The organism is Chryseobacterium sp. PCH239, assembly GCF_018924625.1.
In the GTDB taxonomy this organism is placed as follows: Bacteria; Bacteroidota; Bacteroidia; order Flavobacteriales; family Weeksellaceae; genus Chryseobacterium; species Chryseobacterium cucumeris.
On sequence record NZ_CP073027.1, the window covers coordinates 3,341,081 to 3,362,467 of the forward strand.

General features: G+C 37.2%; 14 protein-coding genes. 8 read left to right on the forward strand and 6 right to left on the reverse strand.

Annotated elements, in window-relative coordinates; all coding sequences use genetic code 11:
• The first annotated feature begins 36 nt into the window (after window positions 1-36).
• The 6 genes from KBP46_RS15530 (at window position 37) to KBP46_RS15550 (ending at window position 9,566) form a co-directional block, all read left to right on the forward strand.
• On the forward strand, window positions 37-2,058 hold the full coding sequence (locus KBP46_RS15530; protein ID WP_062672688.1) for a flotillin family protein: 2,022 nt from the start codon (window positions 37-39) through the stop codon (window positions 2,056-2,058).
• Between the two features lie 154 nt (window positions 2,059-2,212).
• Window positions 2,213-7,015: a DNA repair ATPase gene (locus KBP46_RS15535; RefSeq protein WP_216443629.1), complete on the forward strand. Its 4,803-nt coding sequence runs from the start codon at window positions 2,213-2,215 to the stop codon at window positions 7,013-7,015.
• Between the two features lie 229 nt (window positions 7,016-7,244).
• Entirely contained in the window at window positions 7,245-7,613 is a 369-nt protein-coding gene (locus KBP46_RS15540) for a hypothetical protein (RefSeq protein ID WP_062672683.1), read from the forward strand.
• Window positions 7,614-7,654: 41 nt separating this feature from the next.
• On the forward strand, window positions 7,655-8,809 hold the full coding sequence (locus KBP46_RS15545; protein WP_253297055.1) for a PLP-dependent aminotransferase family protein: 1,155 nt from the start codon (window positions 7,655-7,657) through the stop codon (window positions 8,807-8,809).
• Window positions 8,806-9,069 (forward strand): hypothetical protein, encoded by a 264-nt coding sequence (locus KBP46_RS23820; RefSeq protein ID WP_253297056.1) that lies wholly within the window; start codon window positions 8,806-8,808, stop codon window positions 9,067-9,069. The genes KBP46_RS15545 and KBP46_RS23820 overlap by 4 nt, the downstream gene beginning before the upstream one ends.
• Before the next feature lie 14 nt (window positions 9,070-9,083).
• Window positions 9,084-9,566, forward strand: a complete 483-nt coding sequence (locus KBP46_RS15550) for a GNAT family N-acetyltransferase (RefSeq protein ID WP_216443630.1) — start codon at window positions 9,084-9,086, stop codon at window positions 9,564-9,566.
• A 74-nt stretch (window positions 9,567-9,640) separates the two neighbouring features.
• Here the strand turns inward: KBP46_RS15550 and KBP46_RS15555 are convergent, their stop codons facing one another.
• From KBP46_RS15555 to KBP46_RS15580, 6 genes are all read right to left on the reverse strand, one after another.
• On the reverse strand, window positions 9,641-11,494 hold the full coding sequence (locus KBP46_RS15555; protein ID WP_216443631.1) for a LamG-like jellyroll fold domain-containing protein: 1,854 nt from the start codon (window positions 11,492-11,494) through the stop codon (window positions 9,641-9,643).
• A gap of 406 nt (window positions 11,495-11,900) precedes the next feature.
• Window positions 11,901-12,569, reverse strand: coding sequence for an HAD-IA family hydrolase (locus KBP46_RS15560; RefSeq protein ID WP_062673735.1), 669 nt, complete (start codon window positions 12,567-12,569; stop codon window positions 11,901-11,903).
• Window positions 12,570-12,576: 7 nt separating this feature from the next.
• A complete protein-coding gene (locus KBP46_RS15565) occupies window positions 12,577-13,731 on the reverse strand; it encodes a TIGR03364 family FAD-dependent oxidoreductase (RefSeq protein ID WP_216443632.1) in 1,155 nt (384 codons plus the stop codon).
• Between the two features lie 11 nt (window positions 13,732-13,742).
• A complete protein-coding gene (locus KBP46_RS15570; protein ID WP_216443633.1) occupies window positions 13,743-15,041 on the reverse strand; it encodes a DUF5690 family protein in 1,299 nt (432 codons plus the stop codon).
• Window positions 15,042-15,050: 9 nt separating this feature from the next.
• A complete protein-coding gene (locus tag KBP46_RS15575; protein ID WP_216443634.1) occupies window positions 15,051-17,876 on the reverse strand; it encodes a TonB-dependent receptor in 2,826 nt (941 codons plus the stop codon).
• 507 nt (window positions 17,877-18,383) lie between these two features.
• On the reverse strand, window positions 18,384-18,953 hold the full coding sequence (locus tag KBP46_RS15580) for a helix-turn-helix domain-containing protein (RefSeq protein WP_120232272.1): 570 nt from the start codon (window positions 18,951-18,953) through the stop codon (window positions 18,384-18,386).
• A gap of 178 nt (window positions 18,954-19,131) precedes the next feature.
• Here KBP46_RS15580 and KBP46_RS15585 point away from each other — a divergent pair, with 178 nt between their 5' ends.
• Both KBP46_RS15585 and KBP46_RS15590 read left to right on the forward strand, forming a co-directional pair.
• Entirely contained in the window at window positions 19,132-19,839 is a 708-nt protein-coding gene (locus KBP46_RS15585; RefSeq protein WP_062673733.1) for a response regulator transcription factor, read from the forward strand.
• A gap of 3 nt (window positions 19,840-19,842) precedes the next feature.
• On the forward strand, window positions 19,843-21,255 hold the full coding sequence (locus tag KBP46_RS15590) for a HAMP domain-containing sensor histidine kinase (protein ID WP_062672666.1): 1,413 nt from the start codon (window positions 19,843-19,845) through the stop codon (window positions 21,253-21,255).
• The last annotated feature ends 132 nt before the right edge of the window (window positions 21,256-21,387 follow it).

Genomic DNA, 21,387 nt, shown 5'->3' on the forward strand with positions numbered 1-21,387 from the left:
AAAACACATCTATATAAACTATAAACTTATAAAACTATGAACTTACCTTTAATTGCTGGAATTGTTGTTGCTGTGGTAGCATCAATCGGATTGATTTTCTGGATTTTATCGATGTATAAAAAAACTGTTCAGGGAATTGTTATTTTAAGAACTGGTTATGGAGGTACAAAAGTCTTCTTTAATGCCGGTATTGTTATTCCTATTATCCATCGTATGGAATCTATGGATATCTCCGTAAAAAAACTGGAGATTTCAAGAGAGGGAAGAGCAGGCTTGATCTGCAAAGACAATATGAGAGCAGATATTCAGGTGGCATTTTTTATCCGTGTCAATAAATCAGTAGATGATATTGTGAATGTAGGGCAAACTATTGGTTGCCAGCGTGCTTCTGATGCCCAGACATTAAGAGAATTGTTTGAAGCTAAATTTTCAGAAGCTCTTAAAACAGTAGGAAAGAAATTTGATTTTACAGAATTATATGAAGCAAGAAGCGAGTTCCGTCAGGAAATCCTTGATATCATCGGAACAGATCTTAATGGCTATGTTCTGGACGATTGTGCGATAGACTACCTTGAGCAGACTTCAATTGATAAATTAGATAAAGATAATATCCTTGATTCAGAAGGAATTAAGAAAATTACTGAACTTACAGCGACCCAAAATATTAAAGCCAATCAGGTTCGTCGTGATGAAGAAAAAACCATTACAAAACAAAATGTAGAAGCCAGAGAAGCCATTCTGGAACTTGAAAAACAGCTGGCAGAAAAAGAAGAATCTCAAAAAAGAGAAGTGGCCAATATCAAAGCCCGAGAAAATGCGGAAATTCTGAAAGTAGAAGAAGAAGAACGTCTGAGATATGAAACCGTTCGTATTGCTACAGAAGAAAAACTGCAGATTGCAGAAGAAAATAAACTTCGTCAGGTCGTTATTGCTGCTAAAAATAAAGAACGTGCAGATCTGGTAGAAACAGAAAGAGTATTAAAAGATAAAGCCCTTGAAGCTACAGAAAGAGAAAGAATTGTCTCTCTTGCTCAGATTGAAAAAGAGAAAGCAATAGAGCTGGAGAAGAAAAGTATTCAGGATGCGATCCGCGAGCGATTAACCATGGAGAAAACCGTAGTGGAAGAGCAGCAGGGAATCAAAGATCTGGAAGCCTTCAAAACAGCAGAAAGAAACAAGCAGGTAGAAATTACCGTTGCCACTCAGGAAGCAGAGAAAAAGCTGATCGAGGAAACAAGAGCTGCAGAATCCCGCAGATTGGCAGCAGAAAAAGATGCGCAGAAATATGTAATTGAAGCACAGGCGAAGAGAGATGCAGCAGAAAAAGAAGCTGAAGCCCGTAAGATCATTGCAGATGCGAAAGCAAAAGAAGAAGCAACCGTAGGATTATCAGAAGCTCAGGTAATGCATGCGAAAGCAGATGCTGCAGAAAGACAAGGCGTTGCAGAAGCAACTGTTATTGAGAAAAAAGCTGATGCCAACAAAAAAGAAGGAATTGCCCAGGCAGAAGTCATCAAAGAAAAAGCATTGGCAGAAGCAGCAGGAATCACAGAGAAAGCAGAAGCCATGAAGAAACTGAATGATGCCGGAAAAGATCACGAAGAATTCCGTCTTCAGCTTGCCAAAGAAAAAGATGTGGAACTGGCTCAGATCGCTATTCAGAAAGATATCGCAGAAGCGCAGTCTATGGTACTGGCGGAAGCTTTCAAATCTGCAAAAATTGATATCGTCGGAGGGGACAATACTTTCTTCGACAATGTTATAAGACAGGTTTCTGCAGGAAAAGGGCTGGATAAGTTCATCAGCCACAGTGAAAATGCACAGATTGTAAAAGAAAACCTTCTGGGTGATGGAGAAAATATCATCGGAAAAGTGATGGGAATGGTGGATAAATATAAAATCTCTTCTGATGACATCAAAAATATGAGCATTGCTTCTTTGATCTTTAAACTGAATGGCGTAGCCAATCAACAGGAAAAAGGTATTCTGGAAAGAGCTCTGGACATGGCTAAACACCTGGGTGTGGAGCACAAGCCGGTGAATAACAACCATGTTTAATACAAGAGTGCTTTAAATGCTTAAAAGATTCTAACACTCAAACCTTATAGGTTTCCAAAATCTATAAGGTTTATATCAAAAAAATTTTCAAAGTACCACAAGTTATACAAAGACCTGCTGTAATTCAGCAGTCATGACAACCTAAATAAAAACGATGTCAGAACAACTTAATTCCGGAACTTACGAAATTATTCAGAACCGTTTAAATGAGCAGAAGAATGATCTGATTCAGAGACTTCAACAGCTTAATGAAAACCGTAAAAATATATTTGGCGGAGTCGATTTTTCGCTTGTAGCCAATGAAAGAATTTCTACGGATCACAGCTGTATTGCCAAAGATATCTATTCACTGGGTGACCACCTGATTTTCGGGTCTAATGCACATCTGGGACTTCAGACGGAAATCAATATTTCGGACGTTTTTTCAATATATACAATCAATAATGACCGGTTTGAACCTCAGGATCACACCCTGATCAATGATGAGGTTTTCATTGACGAGTTTAAAAACCTTTACAAATATTACAGAAATACTTTCTTTGCCCGATTTACCTTCACGGAAAACTATCTTTATATGGTTTTTCAGCTGTCGGAAAGTACTACAGATATCAAAGCCTTTAAATGGCTGATTAAAGGGAATCACTTGACGTATATCGATTCGAGAAGTGCCTCCGAAACCTCATATCCTCAGCAGCATGGCTTTGTATGGACAAAGGCAACAAGAGATATGCAGAGATCCGGAAAACATCCTCATATTTCCTTAGCAGATAAAGTTTTTGTAGAAAGCATCGGTGGAGATATTACCATCAAAGTAGAAGACAATACAGATACCGGGAAGGGAATTTATTCTGAAGATGTCATTCACAAAGATCAGAATCTGGATGATGCAGAGATTCATTTCTGTGATCTGGATAATCTTGTTTTGTTTAAGATAAAGCCTTATCAGGAAACAGAACGCTATTTTATTTATAACCACAAAGAAAAGACCGTTTCCAGAGCAGATGCTCTTAAATATTCGGGACTTTTGCTTCCCGAAAATCAAGGGGTATTGTTTTCAAACGGATATGCGCTTCAGACCGGAGGATTAAAAGTGATTTCTCAGGATCAGAACAGGCTTTACTATCTGAAAACCATTACGGAACCGAACGGAGAGAACTTTTTGTATGTTTTTTATGATGATAAAACGAATAACTATCAGCTTATTTCTTACAATATCATCACCCAGACCATAGAAACTCCGATCCGTTGTAGTGGATTTACGTTTTTACATGATGGAAAACTGATCTATCTGAGAGAAAGCATCGAAACCACAAAGCATCATCTGTCTCAGATCTGGCAGACTCCTTTTTCTAAAGAACTGTTACCCAATATTGAAAAAGCAGACAGTTTACTTTACAAAATAGGAAATAAGGATATTGTAAGAGTAATGGCAGAGAGTCAGGAGCTGATCACCCTTCTGAACAAAAAAGACTCTTACAGTGGTTTATATGATGATATCGTAAAGCTCTCAACCTTTATTCTGGATACTTACTATTTCCTTGGTGAAGATGAGGTCCAGAAGCTTGATGCACCATTGAAGGAGATCAGAGCGATTGCCCATTCTGCCATCAATGAATACGAAAAAGTAGTAGAACAGAGAAAAAATACAGAAGAAGCTTTAGAAAAGATAAAACAGTCCTGTGAGAAAGTTCTTGATGATACCAAAAGGCTTCATTATTCTCAGCTTACAGAATATATTGATGCTCTTTCTCAGATCAGAGCTTTAAGGGGTGAAGTGACAGGAGCAAGAGAGCTTAAATATGCAGATACTGCTTTACTGGATAAATTGGAAAAATCCCTTGCAGACCGTTATACAGAACTTTCAAATGCCTGTGTAGAATTTCTGCTTCAGGAAGGAGCATTATTGCCATACGAAGAAAGAGCACAGCAGATTTCCGAAGATATCATTGGATTACAGAAAGCCATTGATGCCAAAACAATTGAAGAAAATATCAATACCCTTTCCGGGCAGCTTGAATTATTGGTGGATATCGTTAATAACCTTAAAATTGAAGACACCTCCCAGTCTACCCAGATTATTGAAAACATCTCTCTGATTTTTGCAAAACTGAATCAGGAAAGACTTGAACTCAGCAAAAGAAAAAGAGAAATTTCAGGAAAAGAACTGGCTTCAGATTTTCAGGCTCAGATTACCTTATTTGACCAGTCTGTGATCAATTTTCTGGAGCTTTCGCAAACTCCTGAGAAATGTGATGAATATCTGACCAAACTTTCTATTCAGTTGGAAGAAATGGAAACGAAATTTATTGATTTCGAAGAATTCATTCAGCAGATAGGAATCAAAAGAGAAGAGGTTTACGGACATTTCCAGAATAAAAGGGTACAGCTTACCGAAGCAAGAAATAAAAGGACTCAGAATCTTTTTGATGCTGCACAGAGAATCCTGAAATCCGTACAGACCAAAGCAGAATCTTTTGACTCAGAAAATGAGATCAATGGCTATTTTGCCGCCGATCTGATGGTGGAGAAAGTGAGAGATCTCTCCAGACAGCTCGCAGAACTGGAAGATTCAGCAAAGTCGGAGGAGGTTCAGACCTTGTTAAAAACCCAGCAGCAGGAAGCAGTTAGAAAGCTGAAAGATAAAAAAGAGATCTACGCAGACGGGGAAAGCGTTATTGCATTGGGAGACTATAAATTTGCAGTCAATCAGCAGAAGCTGGATCTTACTTTGGTGCTAAGAAATGCTCAATATTACTACCACCTTACCGGAACCAGCTTTTATGAACCTTTAAACTTCACAGCTGATGAATTTAAAGAAGTATGGAATCAGGAATTTGTTTCAGAAAATAACAAAGTAAAAAGATTTGAATACCTCGCCTGGAATGTGTTCTCCGCTCACAAGGAAATAACCTCAGAGGCTGAAAACGAAAAGGCTGTACAGCAGTTTACAGCAGAGCATTTCGGAGAAGGACTGGTAAAAGGAATTCATGATAAAGATGCTGAGACAATTGTATTGAAACTTCAGCAGATGCACAATGAACTGGGACTGATGAGGTTCACAACAGAGGAAAGATCATTAGCACAGCTTTTCTGGTTTTTCCTGGAAAATGATAAAAAAGAATATTATACCAAACAGTTTGAAGCAGCCGCTATTATTGCTGAATCATTCACTATAAAGCAAGGGTTTGAGTATTTAAGCAGAGAACTTTCAGAAGAAATGAAATCTTTTGCATCAGCCCATGGTATTTTTAAAGAAACGGATTGTATCAATGCTGCCACCTACCTGAAACAGGAAGACAAAGAAAACTTCCTGATTTCAGAAAAAGCAGCAGCATTGTATGAATTGTTCCTGAAAGAACTGAAGGAAAAAGGCAAAGACCTTGAGTTTATTAACCAGCTACAGGTGATGTATGAATATCCTAAGGCATGTTATTATATTGCGGAAAGCGCGGTAAAGGCCTTGGGTTCAGAGGTTAACCGGGATATTATGCCGGAGGTGGCAGCATTTATCATTACCCAAAAATTTGATCCGAAAAATATCAAACACATTGCGTATGAAGTAGCCATAAAAGAGCTGAAGTCGCTTGAAAAAGAGACAGAATATCATCTTAACTACTTTGAGTTTGTATCCCGCCTTAGCCATTTTAATACAGTTACCGTTCCTAAATACAAACAGCTTCAGGAATTGAAATACAACTGGGTAGATGAAAAGAAAAAAGCATTGAAGCTGGATACTTTCAAGCCTCAGGTATTAAGCTCATTTGTGAGAAATAAACTGATTAATGATGTTTATTTTCCTCTTATCGGAGCGAATCTTGCCAAGCAATTGGGAACAGCAGGTTCAGACAAAAGAACAGACAGAATGGGAATGCTTCTTCTGGTATCTCCACCCGGATACGGAAAGACAACCCTGATGGAATATATGGCAGAGCGTATGGGACTGGTATTTATGAAGATCAACGGACCATCTTTAGGATACGATATTGTATCAACAGACCCTTCTGAAGCCAAAAATGCTGGGGCAAGACAAGAGCTTGAAAAACTGAATCTTGCGCTGGAAATGGGAGATAATGTTATGCTTTATCTTGATGATATCCAACACTGTAATCCTGAGTTTTTACAGAAATTCATCTCTCTTGCAGACGGACAGAGAAAGATTGAAGGAATATACAATGGAGAAAGTAAAACTTATGACCTTCGATCCAAAAGATTCTGCCTTGTCATGGCTGGAAATCCATACACAGAGAGTGGAGAAAAGTTTAAAATTCCGGATATGCTGGCCAACCGTTCAGATACATACAATCTGGGAGAAATATCCGGATCGAAAACAGATCTTTTTGACCTGAGTCTTATTGAAAATGCTTTAATGTCTAATGAATATCTGACCAGGCTGACCAATCCGGGAATGGAAAACCTGTATGAACTTTATGATTGTGTACTTACAGATAATCCTGCCGATAGCCTGAAAGGAAATTTCAGCTCCAGTGAAATATCAGATTTCAGCTCAGTACTGAAAAGCACGATCACAGTGAGAAATATGGTGTTGAAGGTGAACAAAGAATATATCGCGTCCGCAGCTATGTCAGACGATTACAGAAATGAGCCGCCATTCAAACTGCAGGGATCTTACCGTAATATGAATAAGCTGATTGCACAAATACAGCCTATTCTTAAAGATAATGAAGTTACCCAGATTGTCCTGAATCACTATCAGAATGAATCTCAGACACTGACAACCGGAGCAGAAGCCAATATGCTGAAACTGAAAGAACTGATAGGAATTCTTTCAGAAGAAGAAACAGAACGCTGGAATGAAATAAAGAAAACCTTTGTTAAAAATAAAACCCTGAAAGGACTGGGTGAAAATGATAGAATGTCGCAGATTGTAGCACTGCTTGCGCAATTCGGAGACGGACTGGAAGGAATCAAAGAAGCTCTTAAAAAAGCAGAACAATAACCATGAGACTTTAAATAGTTGTCAACAGGCTGTTTCAGATAGAAACAGTCTGTTTTTTATTTCTATGCTATTATCAATTGTGCGAATTAGGATTTCTTCCAGACAAAATCTGCTTTATATGCGAAAGGAAAAAGATCAGATAAAAAATCTGTACCCATAATATTCTATAGTTCTGTATCTGTGTCCAAAATTAAATACTCCATAATTTTGTTTAGCTAAAGAAGAAAATATGGAAACAATCACTCAACATCAGAAACAGTTTCAATATGCTGAGGCTTATGTATCAGACATGTTGGTGCTGAAAAACATTTTTCTGGAAACACAGAATTTGAAGCAGGTAGATCAGAATTTCGGACTTCCTTTTCTTTTGGCTAAAAACGGAAAAGAAACTGTTGCTTTTGCCAGTCTTATCATCAACGAAAAGGATGAAATATCTTTTAAAATCTATGATAAAAACAGAATGACGGAATCAGAAAAAAGGAATTTTTATTCCCGGGCTGAAAGATATTGCAAAAATAATAATACATCCAATTTCAAGGATCCGGAGCAATTAAAAAGCAGTATCAACAGTATGATCAGTTGGCTGAATCCTGAATAAAAACAGGATAAAATTGTACATTTACTTAAAACCCGGATTCTATGTCTAAAGATGTTCTGTACCTTAAAATAGCCAATTCTGTCACAGAGCAGATTAAAAGTGAAACTCTGCAGTTTGGAGACAGGCTTCCTTCATTGCGAAGTGCCCAGAAATTATATAATGTAAGTCTGAATACCATAAAACAAGCGTATATGGAACTCGAAAGCCGTTCGCTGGTAGAATCACGTCCGAAATATGGATATTATGTAAGCCAGACTTCCCAGCGAAAACTGGCGCTGCCTTCTGTGACACAGATGAAGGTTTCTGAAGGTAAAAACACCCCTCAGGATTTGATTGACAAGGTGTTCGGAAGTATCGGAGGAACAGATGTTACACAATTTGCTCTTGGAATTCCGGGTAAAAGTCTTCTTCCGGTAGCTAAGATGAAAAAATGCATGATTGATGTGATGAAAAGGAAAAGTGACAGCGGAACCAACTACGAACCCGTGCAGGGAAGCGAAGTGCTGCGCCGGGAAATTGCCAAATGGTCAATGGTTATGGAAGGGAAAATCACAGAAGATGATCTGGTCATCACTTCCGGAGCGATGAATGCCGTTTATAATTGCTTAATGGCCGTGACGCAACCGGGAGATTCGGTGGCAGTGGAAAGCCCTGTGTATTTTGGAATTCTTCAGGCCATTCAATTATTGGGACTGAAAGCAGTAGAAATTCCTACGCATCCTATTACAGGAGTGGATCTGGATGCTCTAAAGAAAGTGCTTCCAAAGCTATCTGCATGTTGTTTTGTGGTAAATTATAATAATCCACTAGGATTTCAGATGCCGGATGAAAACAAAAGAGAATTGGTTAAAATGCTTACCGAACACAATGTTCCTTTGGTAGAAGATGATGTCTACGGAAACATCTATTTCGGAGCAGGAAGACCAAAGCCTTGTAAGTTTTATGATGAAGCAGGAATTGTGATGTGGGTAGGCTCGGTTTCCAAAACATTGGCTCCGGGATTTAGAGTAGGATGGGTAGCACCTGGAAAATTTAAAGAGAAAATTATTCGCCAAAAACTGGTTCAGACGGTGAGCGGACCTTCTTTGTTTTCAGATGTGATTGCAGATTTTCTTGCCCACGGACGCTATGATCATCATCTTAGAATGTTTAGAAAAAATTATACGCCAACTACCTTCAGATCCAGAAATCGGTGATTGAATATTTTCCGGATAATACCAAAATCTCAGAACCCAAAGGCGGTTTTATGCTCTGGCTGGAACTGGATAAGAGAATATGCACAGAAGATCTTTATGATTTGGCGGTCAGCCAGAAAGTAAACTTTGCCCCGGGAAGGATGTTTTCACAATATAATCAGTATCAGAACTGTATGCGCCTGAATTATGCATTAGAATGGACAGACAGAGTGGAAAGTGATCTGGAAAAGCTGGGAAAAATGATAAAAAACAGAATTTAATAAACCTTATAGTGATGAATGATATCAAGAATGAAGTAAAAATTATAACGTATGAACCTCAGTATAAAGAAGCCTTCAAAGCTTTAAATGAAGAATGGATCAAAACATTTTTTGTAATGGAAGCGGGAGATTATAAACTGCTGGATCATCCGGAAGAAGAGATTTTAAATAAAGGAGGACATATAGCCTTTGCTTTGCTGGATGGAGAAGTTGTAGGAACCTGCGCATTGGTAAAAACGGAAGATCATCCTCTTACTTTTGAGCTGTCAAAGATGGCAGTAAGTCCTAAAGCTCAGGGAAAAAAAATAGGCTATCTGCTGGGAAATGCTCTAGTGGAAAAAGCAAAAGAATTAAAGGCAGAAAAAGTTTTTCTAGTTACCAACTCTATCCTTGTTCCGGCTATTAAGTTGTACGAAAAGCTGGGCTTTATCCATATCCCTATCGGTCATGCCGAGTACGACCGTGCAGATGTCAGAATGGAGTTGATCTTTGCATAAACAAAAAAATATTAGAACTCGGATAGGAATATCCTTGTTCTAATATCAAATTTAAATCTAATTGCTTTACTGTTTTATTTCTTGATGAATGTCTTGGTCAGTGCTTTTTTGCTTCCGTTGATTTTAATGAAATACACCCCAGCCGGAAGATTTCCGATATTGATTTTTTCATCGTAAAAACCTCTTGAAGACTTTAAATGGGTTGTTAAAACATTTGATCCTTTACTGTCGATGATTTCTGCTTTAATTTCCTTATCCTCAGATTGATACTGGATTCCAAGGAATGTTGAAACTGGATTAGGATAAATTTTAAAATCTTCAATGATTGCTTTCGTTTCTTTTGCTGCCAATATTTCTTTGGAACATGCCGGAATTCTATTCACTCCATCTATTCCCCATGAAGACTGTACCGGAATACAAAGCCAGTTCAATACCGTAGGGAAATGATCTGTTTCTCTTGTTGTAGAGGTGTAATCATACACTTTAAAATTATTCACTATACCCGCATTATAAGTAGGAGAACCTGTCACGGTCATATGATTGGCGTTTGGACCAGAGTCAGTCAATGTATTTCCTGAAGTTCCATTACACTTCCAGTTGGCTAATAATTGAGAATAATAAGGATGTGAAGTTGTAATATCCTGGTTCGCCCAATTCACGATAACATCATTGGGAAGAGCCGATTTCCAGATTCTTACATCTTTATAAGAAGCCGCCAGATTAATTCCGTAAGCATTGGTTCCATCCTGATTTAAACTCAAAGGAAGCCCGGAATCAATATTTCCGATGGTATTCATTTTAGCAAAAGTTACCGGAACACCATCTTCGTACAATGTTACAAGACCATCTCTGTCAAAGCTTGCCGCAATATGTTTCCACTTATTTGTTTCCACTTTTCCGCCTACCAGGTCAATTCTGTTCGTTCCATCTCCAATATTCATTTTGAAAGTCTGTCCTGAATATCCTGAGAACACAAATCCTTTATTTTTCCCATTAGCCCAGTTTTTATTACTGATCATCACCGGATCACTGGAGTAAGCTGCATTAGGCTTTACCCAAAACTCGATGGTGAAATCCTGATTAGCTCCAAAATTAAAAGGAGTCTGGCTTGCTGGCTTTGCATAAGTTCCTGCCGGGAAATTCAATTGATTGAATGTTTTATTGGATTCTATAACAGTTTTGCTGATCTGCTGAGGAATAAATCCAGGATTGGAATATACCGTAAAAATATTTCTTTCAGAAAGATTTCCTCCTCCATGAGAACTTTCAATAGCACCGTGATCTGTTGTCAATACTACCAGCCAGTCTTCGTTGTTATAAGAAGGCCTGTTTTTCATAGCTGCAACAATTTCTCCAATATAAGAGTCCGTAGTCTTAATAGAATTGACATATTGAGAAACAGTAGATGAGAATCCATAAGAATGTCCGGCATGGTCTACATCATCAAAATCTACAAAGAGAATATCCGGATTATCATTCTGTAAAGCTGTAACAGCTGCGTTTTTCACTGCAAGATCCGTTGCGAAATTACTTTTTACATCAGCGGTTTGAATGATTTTGTCGTTAATAGGCGACCAATGAGCCAGAGAAATTGTTCTTAGAGCGGGATTATAAGTCTCTGCTCTTGTTAAAAAATCCGGATAATTGACATAGTTTGGGCTGGCAAAGTTATTGTCCTGAACATTGTGCTTGGTATGCCATACGCCGGTAAGCATGGTGCTCCATCCGTTTCCGCTCCAGGTGGTGGCAGCGCAAAGTCCGTCGATAGAATAAATAGACTGACTGATGAGGTTTTGGATGTTGGGAGTTGGTGTAGACATCATGACATCTGCACGACATCCGTCAATACCGATAAAAAGAACTTTTTTGGTCTGAGCTCCAAGGAAACAGCTCATTACAACAGCCATTGACAATAGTTTTGTTTTCATGGGGAAAAAGGGTTTTTAGAATTGTGAAAGTTTACAAATAGTAATTTATTTTTAACTATTGTAAAATTAGTTTACTATTTGTAAAAATTTATGAACGGAAAGTTAATTAATTGATAATTAAAAAGATCACCGAAAAAAGCTTAGATATTAACCACAAAAGCCACAAAAGAAAAATGACTCTGTTTATTTTAAGTTACATACTTTGTGAATAGAAGATCAAAAAAGGTTTCTGAATATGTCGGTTATAACAAATACCTAATGATCCGTACTACATTCTCCTCCTCCGGAGGGCTGTCGAAAATTCAAAGAATTTTTGAAGGGGCGGTAAAAACACAAACATTTCCAATAGAAAAACCATGGAAACATTTGTGTCAAGAAGTATTTAAAAATAATCTGAAAAAATGGATTAAAGGATTCCCTCAGCTTCAGAAATCGTATTCAGAATATAATCAGGAGCTGCCTTTTCAAGCTCTGATTTACTCTGAGCTCCGGAAAGTACCGCTACTGTTAATCCACAGCCTGCATTTTTGCCCTCTTCAATATCAATCACAGAATCACCTGCCTTTAAAACTTTATGAGCTTCAGTAATATTGAATTTCTTCATTGCAAGATGAATCATTTCAGGACTTGGACGGCTTTCTGAAACATCATCAGCAGTAATCAAAGCATCAAAATGAATACTTTCTTTCCAGTTGAGTTTATCTAAAAGCTGGTGGGCGATTTCTGAGGTATACCCTGTATTTAAAACAATTTTTTTGTTTTGAGACCTCATATTCAATAAGAAATCTTGCGTTCCGTTGATGGGTTTTACATCCAGATTTTGATAAGATTCTTTCAGCTGGTCAGAAAAATTCTCAAAAATAGCAGGAGCATCTTCTTCGTTCCCATTGATTTCTTTTAAAAGACTTGTGATCGCTTCCAGTTTTTCCATTCCGGCACAGCTGGATAATACTTTTTCCAGGCTTACTGCGTAGCCGTAATCATTTACAGCATTGGTAAGTGTTTTGTAGACTACGTTATCTTCATCAATTGTTGTTCCGGCCATATCCAGAACGAGTAATTCTATATTTTTCATTTGAATTTTATGCGTAAATTTTTTCAATATTAAATTTGGAAAAGCCACCGCTTCCCGTCATTCCCTTTCCTCCGATACCCGTTACAATATGAATGTTAGCGGATGGGCTGTGCTCAAAAATATCTTTTGTTTTGCACTGGGAATAGATTCCGAACCATCTCCTCTGAATTTCATACGTAGGAAGATCAATAATTTTCTTAGCCTCATGAATCATGAATTCATCAATCTCCATATTAAGATCATACCCCAAATCATCTGCATTTTTGGCATCTGCATATTCGTGAGAATCTCCTATAATGACAGAACCATCCAGAGCCTGTTTGAATAAAATATGAACTCCGTATTTCTTCTCAAACGAATTAGGATCTTCTAAAGCCTTGATTTTCTGAAAAGAAGGACATTCGCTGAAAGATTCATACCTTCTTACAGAAAGTCCAGTAAGGATATTTCCCTGAAGTGAATAGATTCCTTGTGGTTTGGTCTGAAGCATCTGCAGCTTACTCACTTCCAGATCACTGTCATTGAATACTTTAGTATATAAAGTTTTAAACTCGTGTCCACCGCAGATTATGATTTTGGAAGCGTTAAATTCCGTTCCATCAGCCGTTACCGCTGTACATTTCTGATCATCTTCATGGGTTTCCAGTACAGTTGTATTGTAGAAGATCTGTAATCCCATTTTTTCCTGAAGCAGCTTGTGAAGTTTTACAATCATATCTGCAGAATCTACGGAAAGTTCCTGAGGAAAAAACAAACCTCCCTTGCAATAGTCTGAACGGAGACCGTCAAATTTCTTGATGCAGTCGTTCTTAGATAATAAAACAGATTCATACTCATTATTTCTGTTGATTTCATATAGCTCTTCAATCAGTTGAAGCTCTTCATCATTGGAAGCAATATAGATGGAACCATTTTGTCTGATGGTAAGGTCTGCCTGATCATGAAGTTCATTGTAGATGGTAAGGCTTTCTCTACCGAAGTTTTGCCATTTAAGATCCATTCCGGAGGGTACTACCTGTCCGAAATTTCTTACTGTGGCACCCTGAGGAACAGAATTTCTTTCCAGTAAAGCTACCTTAAGATTTTTCTTCAGCGCATGATAAGCATGGAATGTTCCTAAAATTCCGCCTCCTACAACGAGTAAATCAAATTTTGTTGTCATTTTGCAAATATTTATAAGATTTTCGACGTATCGAAATTGATGAATTGATTAGATTTAGATTTGGGTTTTGACTTTTTTCTGAAGGTCAGAAAAGCAATCACCGAAAGAACGAAAACCGTTATTGTGATGATATAATTTAAGTGGATATAAAAATGTAACCACGAAGTTTGGGCCGAGCCAAAGTTTTTATACAAAAGAATCAGAACACTTCCCAGATAACCAAAAGAATCTACAATATAGATCAGAAAACCTACATTACCTTTGATTTCAAAAGCGGCGATCATCCGGTCAAAATAAATTCCGTTGAAAGGAATATAGCAAATGTACATTCCGAAGCCTGAAACCGTCATCCATAAAAAAGGAGACAGAGAACCCTGCTGAAACAGATATGTAGAAAGTCCTACCGTAAGAATTCCCGCAAAGAGAATGTAATGATAATAAGCAAATGCCTTTTTATTGTTCTTTACTTTTACCATAAAGCTTAAAATTACCAGAACCATTATGGCGATAGGAATTTCCGTTAAAGTGAAAATAGAACTGTCAAAAGTAAAGTTCAGTCCGTCCCAGATTTCACGATTAAAATTATCTCTGAAATCCCTTAAAACGGTTAAACTGATATATAAAAATATGATGCACACAATTGGAACAAAAAACTGTTGAATCAGGGCTTTTCTTTCTTTACCATTCAACGGTTGTCTCTTATTTTTAAGCAAAATATCTTCTTCTGAAGGTTTGGGAATTCTTTCAAGCAATAATCCGAAAAGAATCAGAGGAATAATGAAAATAAGTCCTGCTGAAAAAGGCATCCAGAATTCTGAAATGGAAAAAGTATCCATCAGAAATTTTCCTACAGATTTTGTAAAACCAGAAGAAACCACAAAGCTTGAACATAAAAATAATCCTATGATTTCGGTGGTTTTTCGTCCTTCAATATAAGAGAAAACAATTCCCCAGATCATTCCCAGCGGAATACCATTAATAAACATGAAGAGAATATTGTAAGGAGCAGGAACGGCTGCAAATCCTAATAAGGAAAGCTCAGCAATAGCAATGAAAGTAAAGAGATAAGCGATTCGTTTCTCAGGTTTCAATTCCGAAATAAATTTGATCCCGATGAATTTTGAGATAAAATATCCAATAGCTTGGACAATGATAATCAGAATCTTATAATCTACTCCGAAATAGGAAAGCCCTTCGAAGGAAGCTACGGTAAAAGGTTTCCTGAAACCGTACATGCAGAAGTAAACACCGAAAGCAGCAAATGCGGCCTTCAGTGTTACCAGTGTTTTTTTATTGATGGTTCTGGCCATGGTAATGGTTTAGAAGTTCAGTTTTATTCCAAGATTGAAACGTACTCCATAATATTCCACCTGTTCAGGACGGTCTTCGCTTTTTCCGAAGTGGTAAATCAGTGGTTTGTTCAGAATATTATTCACATCCGCATACAAAGTCAGGTATTTGGTAAATTGATAAGAACCTCCGAAATCCAGATTGCTGTATTTACCATAATAAGAATCATTGATATCCTCCTCAGCGTATTCTACAGCATACTTTCCTTTGTAGTTATAAGCCAGTCTTGCATTGAATCCTTTTTTCTCAAAGAAAAGCTGCGCATTGTACAATTCTTTTGCCTGGTAGGGAAGTGCTACCGTTCTTCCGCCTGGCTTTTCCATTTCGGAAGTCATGAAGGTGGCATTCAATTGTACTCCAAAGTATTGTAAAAGCCCTGGAAGGAAGTCAAATCTTTTATTAATTCCCAACTCAACTCCTCCTAACCATGCTGCTTTCCCATTATTAGGAGCTGTGAATTGTACGCCATTGATTCCGTTGTAATTTCCGATAAAAGAGTCCTGGAAAATAGGATCAGTAATCGATTTATAGAAAACACCGCCACTCAGAATCCCTACGTTGGAAAAATAATATTCTCCCATTAGGTCAAAATTCAAAGAATAGGTAGGATTAAGATTTGGGTTTCCCCCTTTGAACTCGTTATCTGCTTCAATATAAGTTCCGCCCGGAGTAAGATCTCCAAAATTAGGTCTTGAAAAAGTTCTTGTCGCAGCAAAACGAAGATTGGTTTTATCGTTTAACGTATATTTTAAATGAATCATTGGGAGAACAGCCAGATAGTTTTTAGTATTTTCTACCGGTGTCAGTACGTTATCATTCACGCTGTATCCTCTTACTTTAGTATTGGTATTGGATAACCTGATTCCTCCTAAAATGATGATTTTATCATTCAGTTTATAGGTTGCCATTCCGTAAGCATCTGCATGTTTTTCAAACACATCAAAGTTTCTTCCTAATGCTTTATTATATTGCAATGCTTCGGAATCAGCAGTATTGATTTTTAAATTTCCCTGGTTGTCATACCAAAACTGGTTCATTCCTGTGGTTGAAAGTACCGGACCAAAAGTATTGCCGATATGGGCATTCATTTCACTTAAATATTTCGGTCCGTTGGGCTGTGTTGTGAGATATTGTGAATAATCTGATAGAAGAGGGGCTGTTCCACTGCTCCAGTTGTAGAAAATATCGGAGAATTTTGCATTACGTTCTTTATCTCTGTATTTAAAACCATATTTTAAAGTCAGTTTATCAGAAGCATTGATCTCATGGTTGAAAGCCGCTACGATTTTATCCTTTTCCTCCACAAAGACTTTATAAAATTCAAGATCTGTAAATCTCATCTGAGAAGCATCCATTTTAAAGTTCGGGTCACTGTAGAAACCAAATAAAGCATCCGGATTTTTATAATCTAATTTTCCACCGTCAGCTTTCCAATATGCTCTCGGACCATTTCCATGATTTGAAATATAATCAGGATTGATGCCTACTCCAGATTGAGTATACTTGATGACGTAGTAAGAATTGTTCTGTTTATCAGGAATATTGCCGTACTTAAATTTGTTGTCATAATAAGAGAGATCCCAGTCGATTTTTCCTTTATTTAAGTTATGAACTGCTCCCAAAGAAACAGAAGTAAGTTCTGTTATCAGTAAATTGTGGATATTCTGGAGCTCTACTCTTGCTGTATTATTAGCACTGCTGAATTTATCAAAACGGATTCTGTGTTTATAGTGGGTTTCATCATCCGATAAAGTACCATACATTCCTTTTAAATAGAAGGTTGTTTTTGGAGATAATACATATTCAAAAGCGGTATTGATCCCTGTTGTTTTTCTGACTCCGTTATAATCGCGAAGTTCCAACCTGAAAACCCCTTCGTCACCACTTCTTCGTGCTTCAAAATTATCGGTAGACCAGTTTCTTATGAAATGCGCAAAGTTGAATAAATACCCGAATTTTTTATCCTTTGTTCTTCCTCCATATAAAAATCCAAGGTTGTAGACGCCTTTATCAGACTTTGCATTATAACCGCTTCCCACAGTAGCTTTGAACTCTGTTTTCATCGGTGGAGTTTTGGTGATAAAATTGACACCGCCGCCTATTCCGTCAGCTTCCATATCTGGGGTAAAAGACTTGTTTACATGTACATAGGAGATCAGTTCTGTAGGAAAGAAATCAAATGCCGTAGCTCTGGAAGTCGTTTCTTCCTCTGCGGTGGGAAGTCTGTTTCCATTAATGGTTGTGGATGCCCAGAATGGCGGAAGTCCTCTCAGGGAAACAAATCTTCCTTCTCCCTGGTCTCTTTCAATAGAAACTCCCTGCACACGCTGTACGGTTTCTGCTGCATTTCTGTCCGGTAGCTTTCCGATTCCGTCAGAAGCGATGACATTGGTGATATTAATGGCATTTTTCTGAAGGTTTAAAGCTCTCGCTTCCGTATTTTTTAACGTTCCGGTAACGACAATTTCATCAATATTTTTTCTCGGTTGGGATAGTTTGATAATTCCTAAGTCAACCGTTTGTTCCGGTTTAAGATCTACATTGATATCTGAAGATTCATAACCGATGTAGCTGATTTGTAAAGTATATTGGCCTTCTTTAATATCGTTGATGGTAAATTTCCCTTCAATATCAGTCGTTATATTTTTAGATAAGCCTTTTATTTTGACTGTGGCCCCGGGGAGAGGCTGACTGTCGTCAAGCACAGTTCCTATAATTAACTGCTTCTGCGCTGTAACAAAGACTATGAAACAGACAAAAACAAGGGTGAATAATTTCTCTAAATTTGTTTTCATTTTTACATATATTAAATTTTTTATGCAAATCACGCTAATAATTTTAATATATATAAATATTTTGTATTAAGTATTGTTTAACAAATAAGCCCGGTTTGTTACGCTTTTTTTACTTTAAAACCAATAGGAGTTAACCTTTGAAAATTCAGGAAAACAAGCTTTGAAGTAAATGTTTCAACGTTTTTAGTAAATATTTACCATAAATAATAAGAATTGAAATCAGTTGAAAATGGGCCTTTTTTAATTCATATTTCGTTCATCTTGGAAGAAAACAGGAAAATGAAAGTTGCATATTTGTAAACTTTTGTGTTGCCTGAAAATCAGAAATTAAAGGATAATGATTACAGTAGATGATATTTTAGACACAAAGTTTTATGATTCAAACAGTATGTTTTTAAGGAATCAAAGGCTGCTACTTGTCGCTGATGAAGCGTTACATACACTTGGACTGAATCTATTCTTGACGTGTCATTCAGAATAACAAAAGCAAAATAAAAAAAGAAATAGTTAAGCCGTATAAAAATAAAGAACAAGCATCACACAGCTTTCATCACTGATGCTTACCGGAACATGAGGAAATTTTCCGTTGAAATACAAAGAATCACCCTCTTTCAAGATGACTTCTTCATTATCAATTACGTATTTTACTTCTCCTTTCAGGATATATTTGAATTCCCACGCATCCGTAATGACTTTTTCCCTTTTAGAATTGGGCTCAAGAGTTAGTAAAACAGCTTCAAAACCTAAAGAATGAAGACTCTTGCTGAAGATATGCATATACTTAAATCCTTCAGCTTCTACTTCTTTTTCAATGACTTGCTGGCTTTCTTTCGGAACATAAATGAATTTGGCGTTGGATTTTTTCTCAACCCCTTCAAAAAAATAACTGGCATCAATCTCCAGCGACTGAATCAGATCCAATAACACAGGTAGTGAAGGAATCGTTCTTCCGTTTTCAATTCTAGAAACAAGTCCGTTGCTTACATTCGCTTTGAAGGCCAGCTCATTAATGGTTAAATTATTCTTTTTTCTAATATCCTTTAATCTCTTGCCGATACCTATTAAAAAGTCATTCATACTGTGTGTAATTTAACCTGAATTATATTCAAACAAAGGTAATATTATTCCATAGAGTTTGGATACAGGAGGGAATCAATTCATTGAAAATTATTATTTGTTGCTTGCTTCCCCGCATTCTTTCACTTTTTCTCCCCAAGAAAATTTCCCTATTTTTGTAAAACTCCTTATTTCATCTATGAAAAAAATTATTCTTATCGAAGACGAAACCAGTGTGGTGTCCTTTATTAAAAAGGGACTTCAGGAAAACGGATATGAAATTTCTGTAGCTTTTGATGGGCGTACAGGAGTGCAGCTGGTGCAGGCTAATGATTTCGATCTGGTAATTTTAGACATTATGCTTCCGGAAATGAATGGTCTGGACGTGTGTAAAGAAATAAGAAAAACCAATCAGAGTGTTCCGATTTTATTTCTGACTGCTTTGGGAACTTCTGAAAACATCGTTCTCGGATTGGAAAGTGGTGGAGATGATTATCTGGTGAAGCCTTTTAAATTCATTGAACTGGTAGCCCGTGTAAAGTCTTTACTAAGGAGAAGCAACAACAACGGTCCACAGGAAATTGCCGAACCGGAGCCGGATAATGAACATGTATTCCAGTTTTCGGATCTGATGGTAAATGATTATACCAAGAAAGTAACCCGCGCCGGAGAAGAGATTTCTCTTACTTCCACAGAATATAAACTGCTGCTGTACTTCCTGAATAATCCTGAAAAAGTAATTTCAAGAGCGGAAATTCTGGATGCCGTCTGGGGCGTTAATTACGAGCTGGGAACCAATGTAGTAGATGTTTATGTAAATTATTTAAGAAAGAAACTGGATAGCCAGGACGATAATAAGTTGATTCATACCGTGATAGGGATGGGGTATGTGTTAAAAAAGACATAATGAATGTTTAACAGAGTCATTACAAATCAAACCAAAACGATGGTACTCTTGATGTTGGTTTTTACCGCCATCATTTTGCTGTTCAGTGGTTTGGTGTACTTTTCAATTGTTAATTTTTCACACCAGAGATTTTATGAACTGCTGAAGATCAGGACAGCAACGATTGTTCAGATCGAAAAAAGCAAAGATCATCTCGACCTTCCGGAAAATTATGTTCTCAACAGCCTGAATGATGAGGAACTTCCAATGGAAAAAGACTATGTTTTTGCCGTTCCTACAGATTCCAATTTCAAAAAAATATCTCAGGAAATTCATATTCCTTCATACTTCTTTAAAAATATTATCAAGGAAGGAGAGTCCAATTATAATGATGAAGAATTCTATTATATAGGACAGAGCTTCAAATATGATGATAAAGATTATATTGCTATTGCTTCTGCTAAAAACCATTATGTTGTTTATTATCTGGGTTTTTTAAAGCGAACACTGCTTACCTGCATTGTACTGTCTCTGTTCTTTAGTATGATTTTCTCTTTTTATTTATCTAAAACTTTATTCAGACCGATCTTAAAAATCACTGGAAAAGTAAAGGAGATCAGTTCTGAAAACCTTCACTTAAGACTGGAGTCTCAGCCTGATAATAAAGAACTTAACGAACTGGTGGATACTTTCAACGATATGCTCAACCGCATTGAAACTTCTTTCGAAACCCAGAATCATCTGATTGGAAATGTTTCCCACGAATTGAGAACTCCGCTTACCTCTATTATGGGAGAAGCCGATGTTGCCCTTTCTATCAGCAGAACAGCGGATGAATATAAAGAAACCCTGGGAATTATTCTGGATGAAGCCGAAAAGCTGGATAAAAAGATCAAAGCCTTATTAATGATTGCCCAAACCGGATTCGATGGGAAAATCCAGAAAATGGATAAGGTAAGAATTGATCAGTTGCTTTGGGACGTTATAGAAACGCTCAGAAGAATTGATTCCCGGAATAATATCTATCTGGATATCAGTATGCTTCCCGATAACCCGAAGAAACTGAAAGTACAAGGGAATGAGCAGTTATTGCATCTTGCAGTAGCCAATATCATCAGTAATGGCTGTAAATATTCTAATTTCCAACAGGTTAAAGTCTCTCTGGGAGCAACCAATTCGGATGTGTACATCATTGTAAAAGACAACGGTATTGGAATTCCTGAAGTGGAAATGAACAAAATCTACGACCCGTTCTTCAGGGCTTCTAATACCAATAATTATGAAGGCTACGGAATCGGACTTCCATTAGCGAGAAACATCGTAAGAATGCATCATGGTGAACTGATTGTAAGTTCGCACGAGAATCAGGGAACAACCGTACAGATGAAGTTCCCGAATTTCTATAGCATGCAGAAAGGCGAAGAGATAAACAAATAAGAATCTCTATTCTAGCATTTTTTACTCATTTTTCATTTGTTTTGTTTTGAAAAACAAATGTTTATATCTTTTTTTTGATCCTGATTCTTTCCTATATTAAGGGCTCTTAACAATTTTCTAATCTCATTTTAA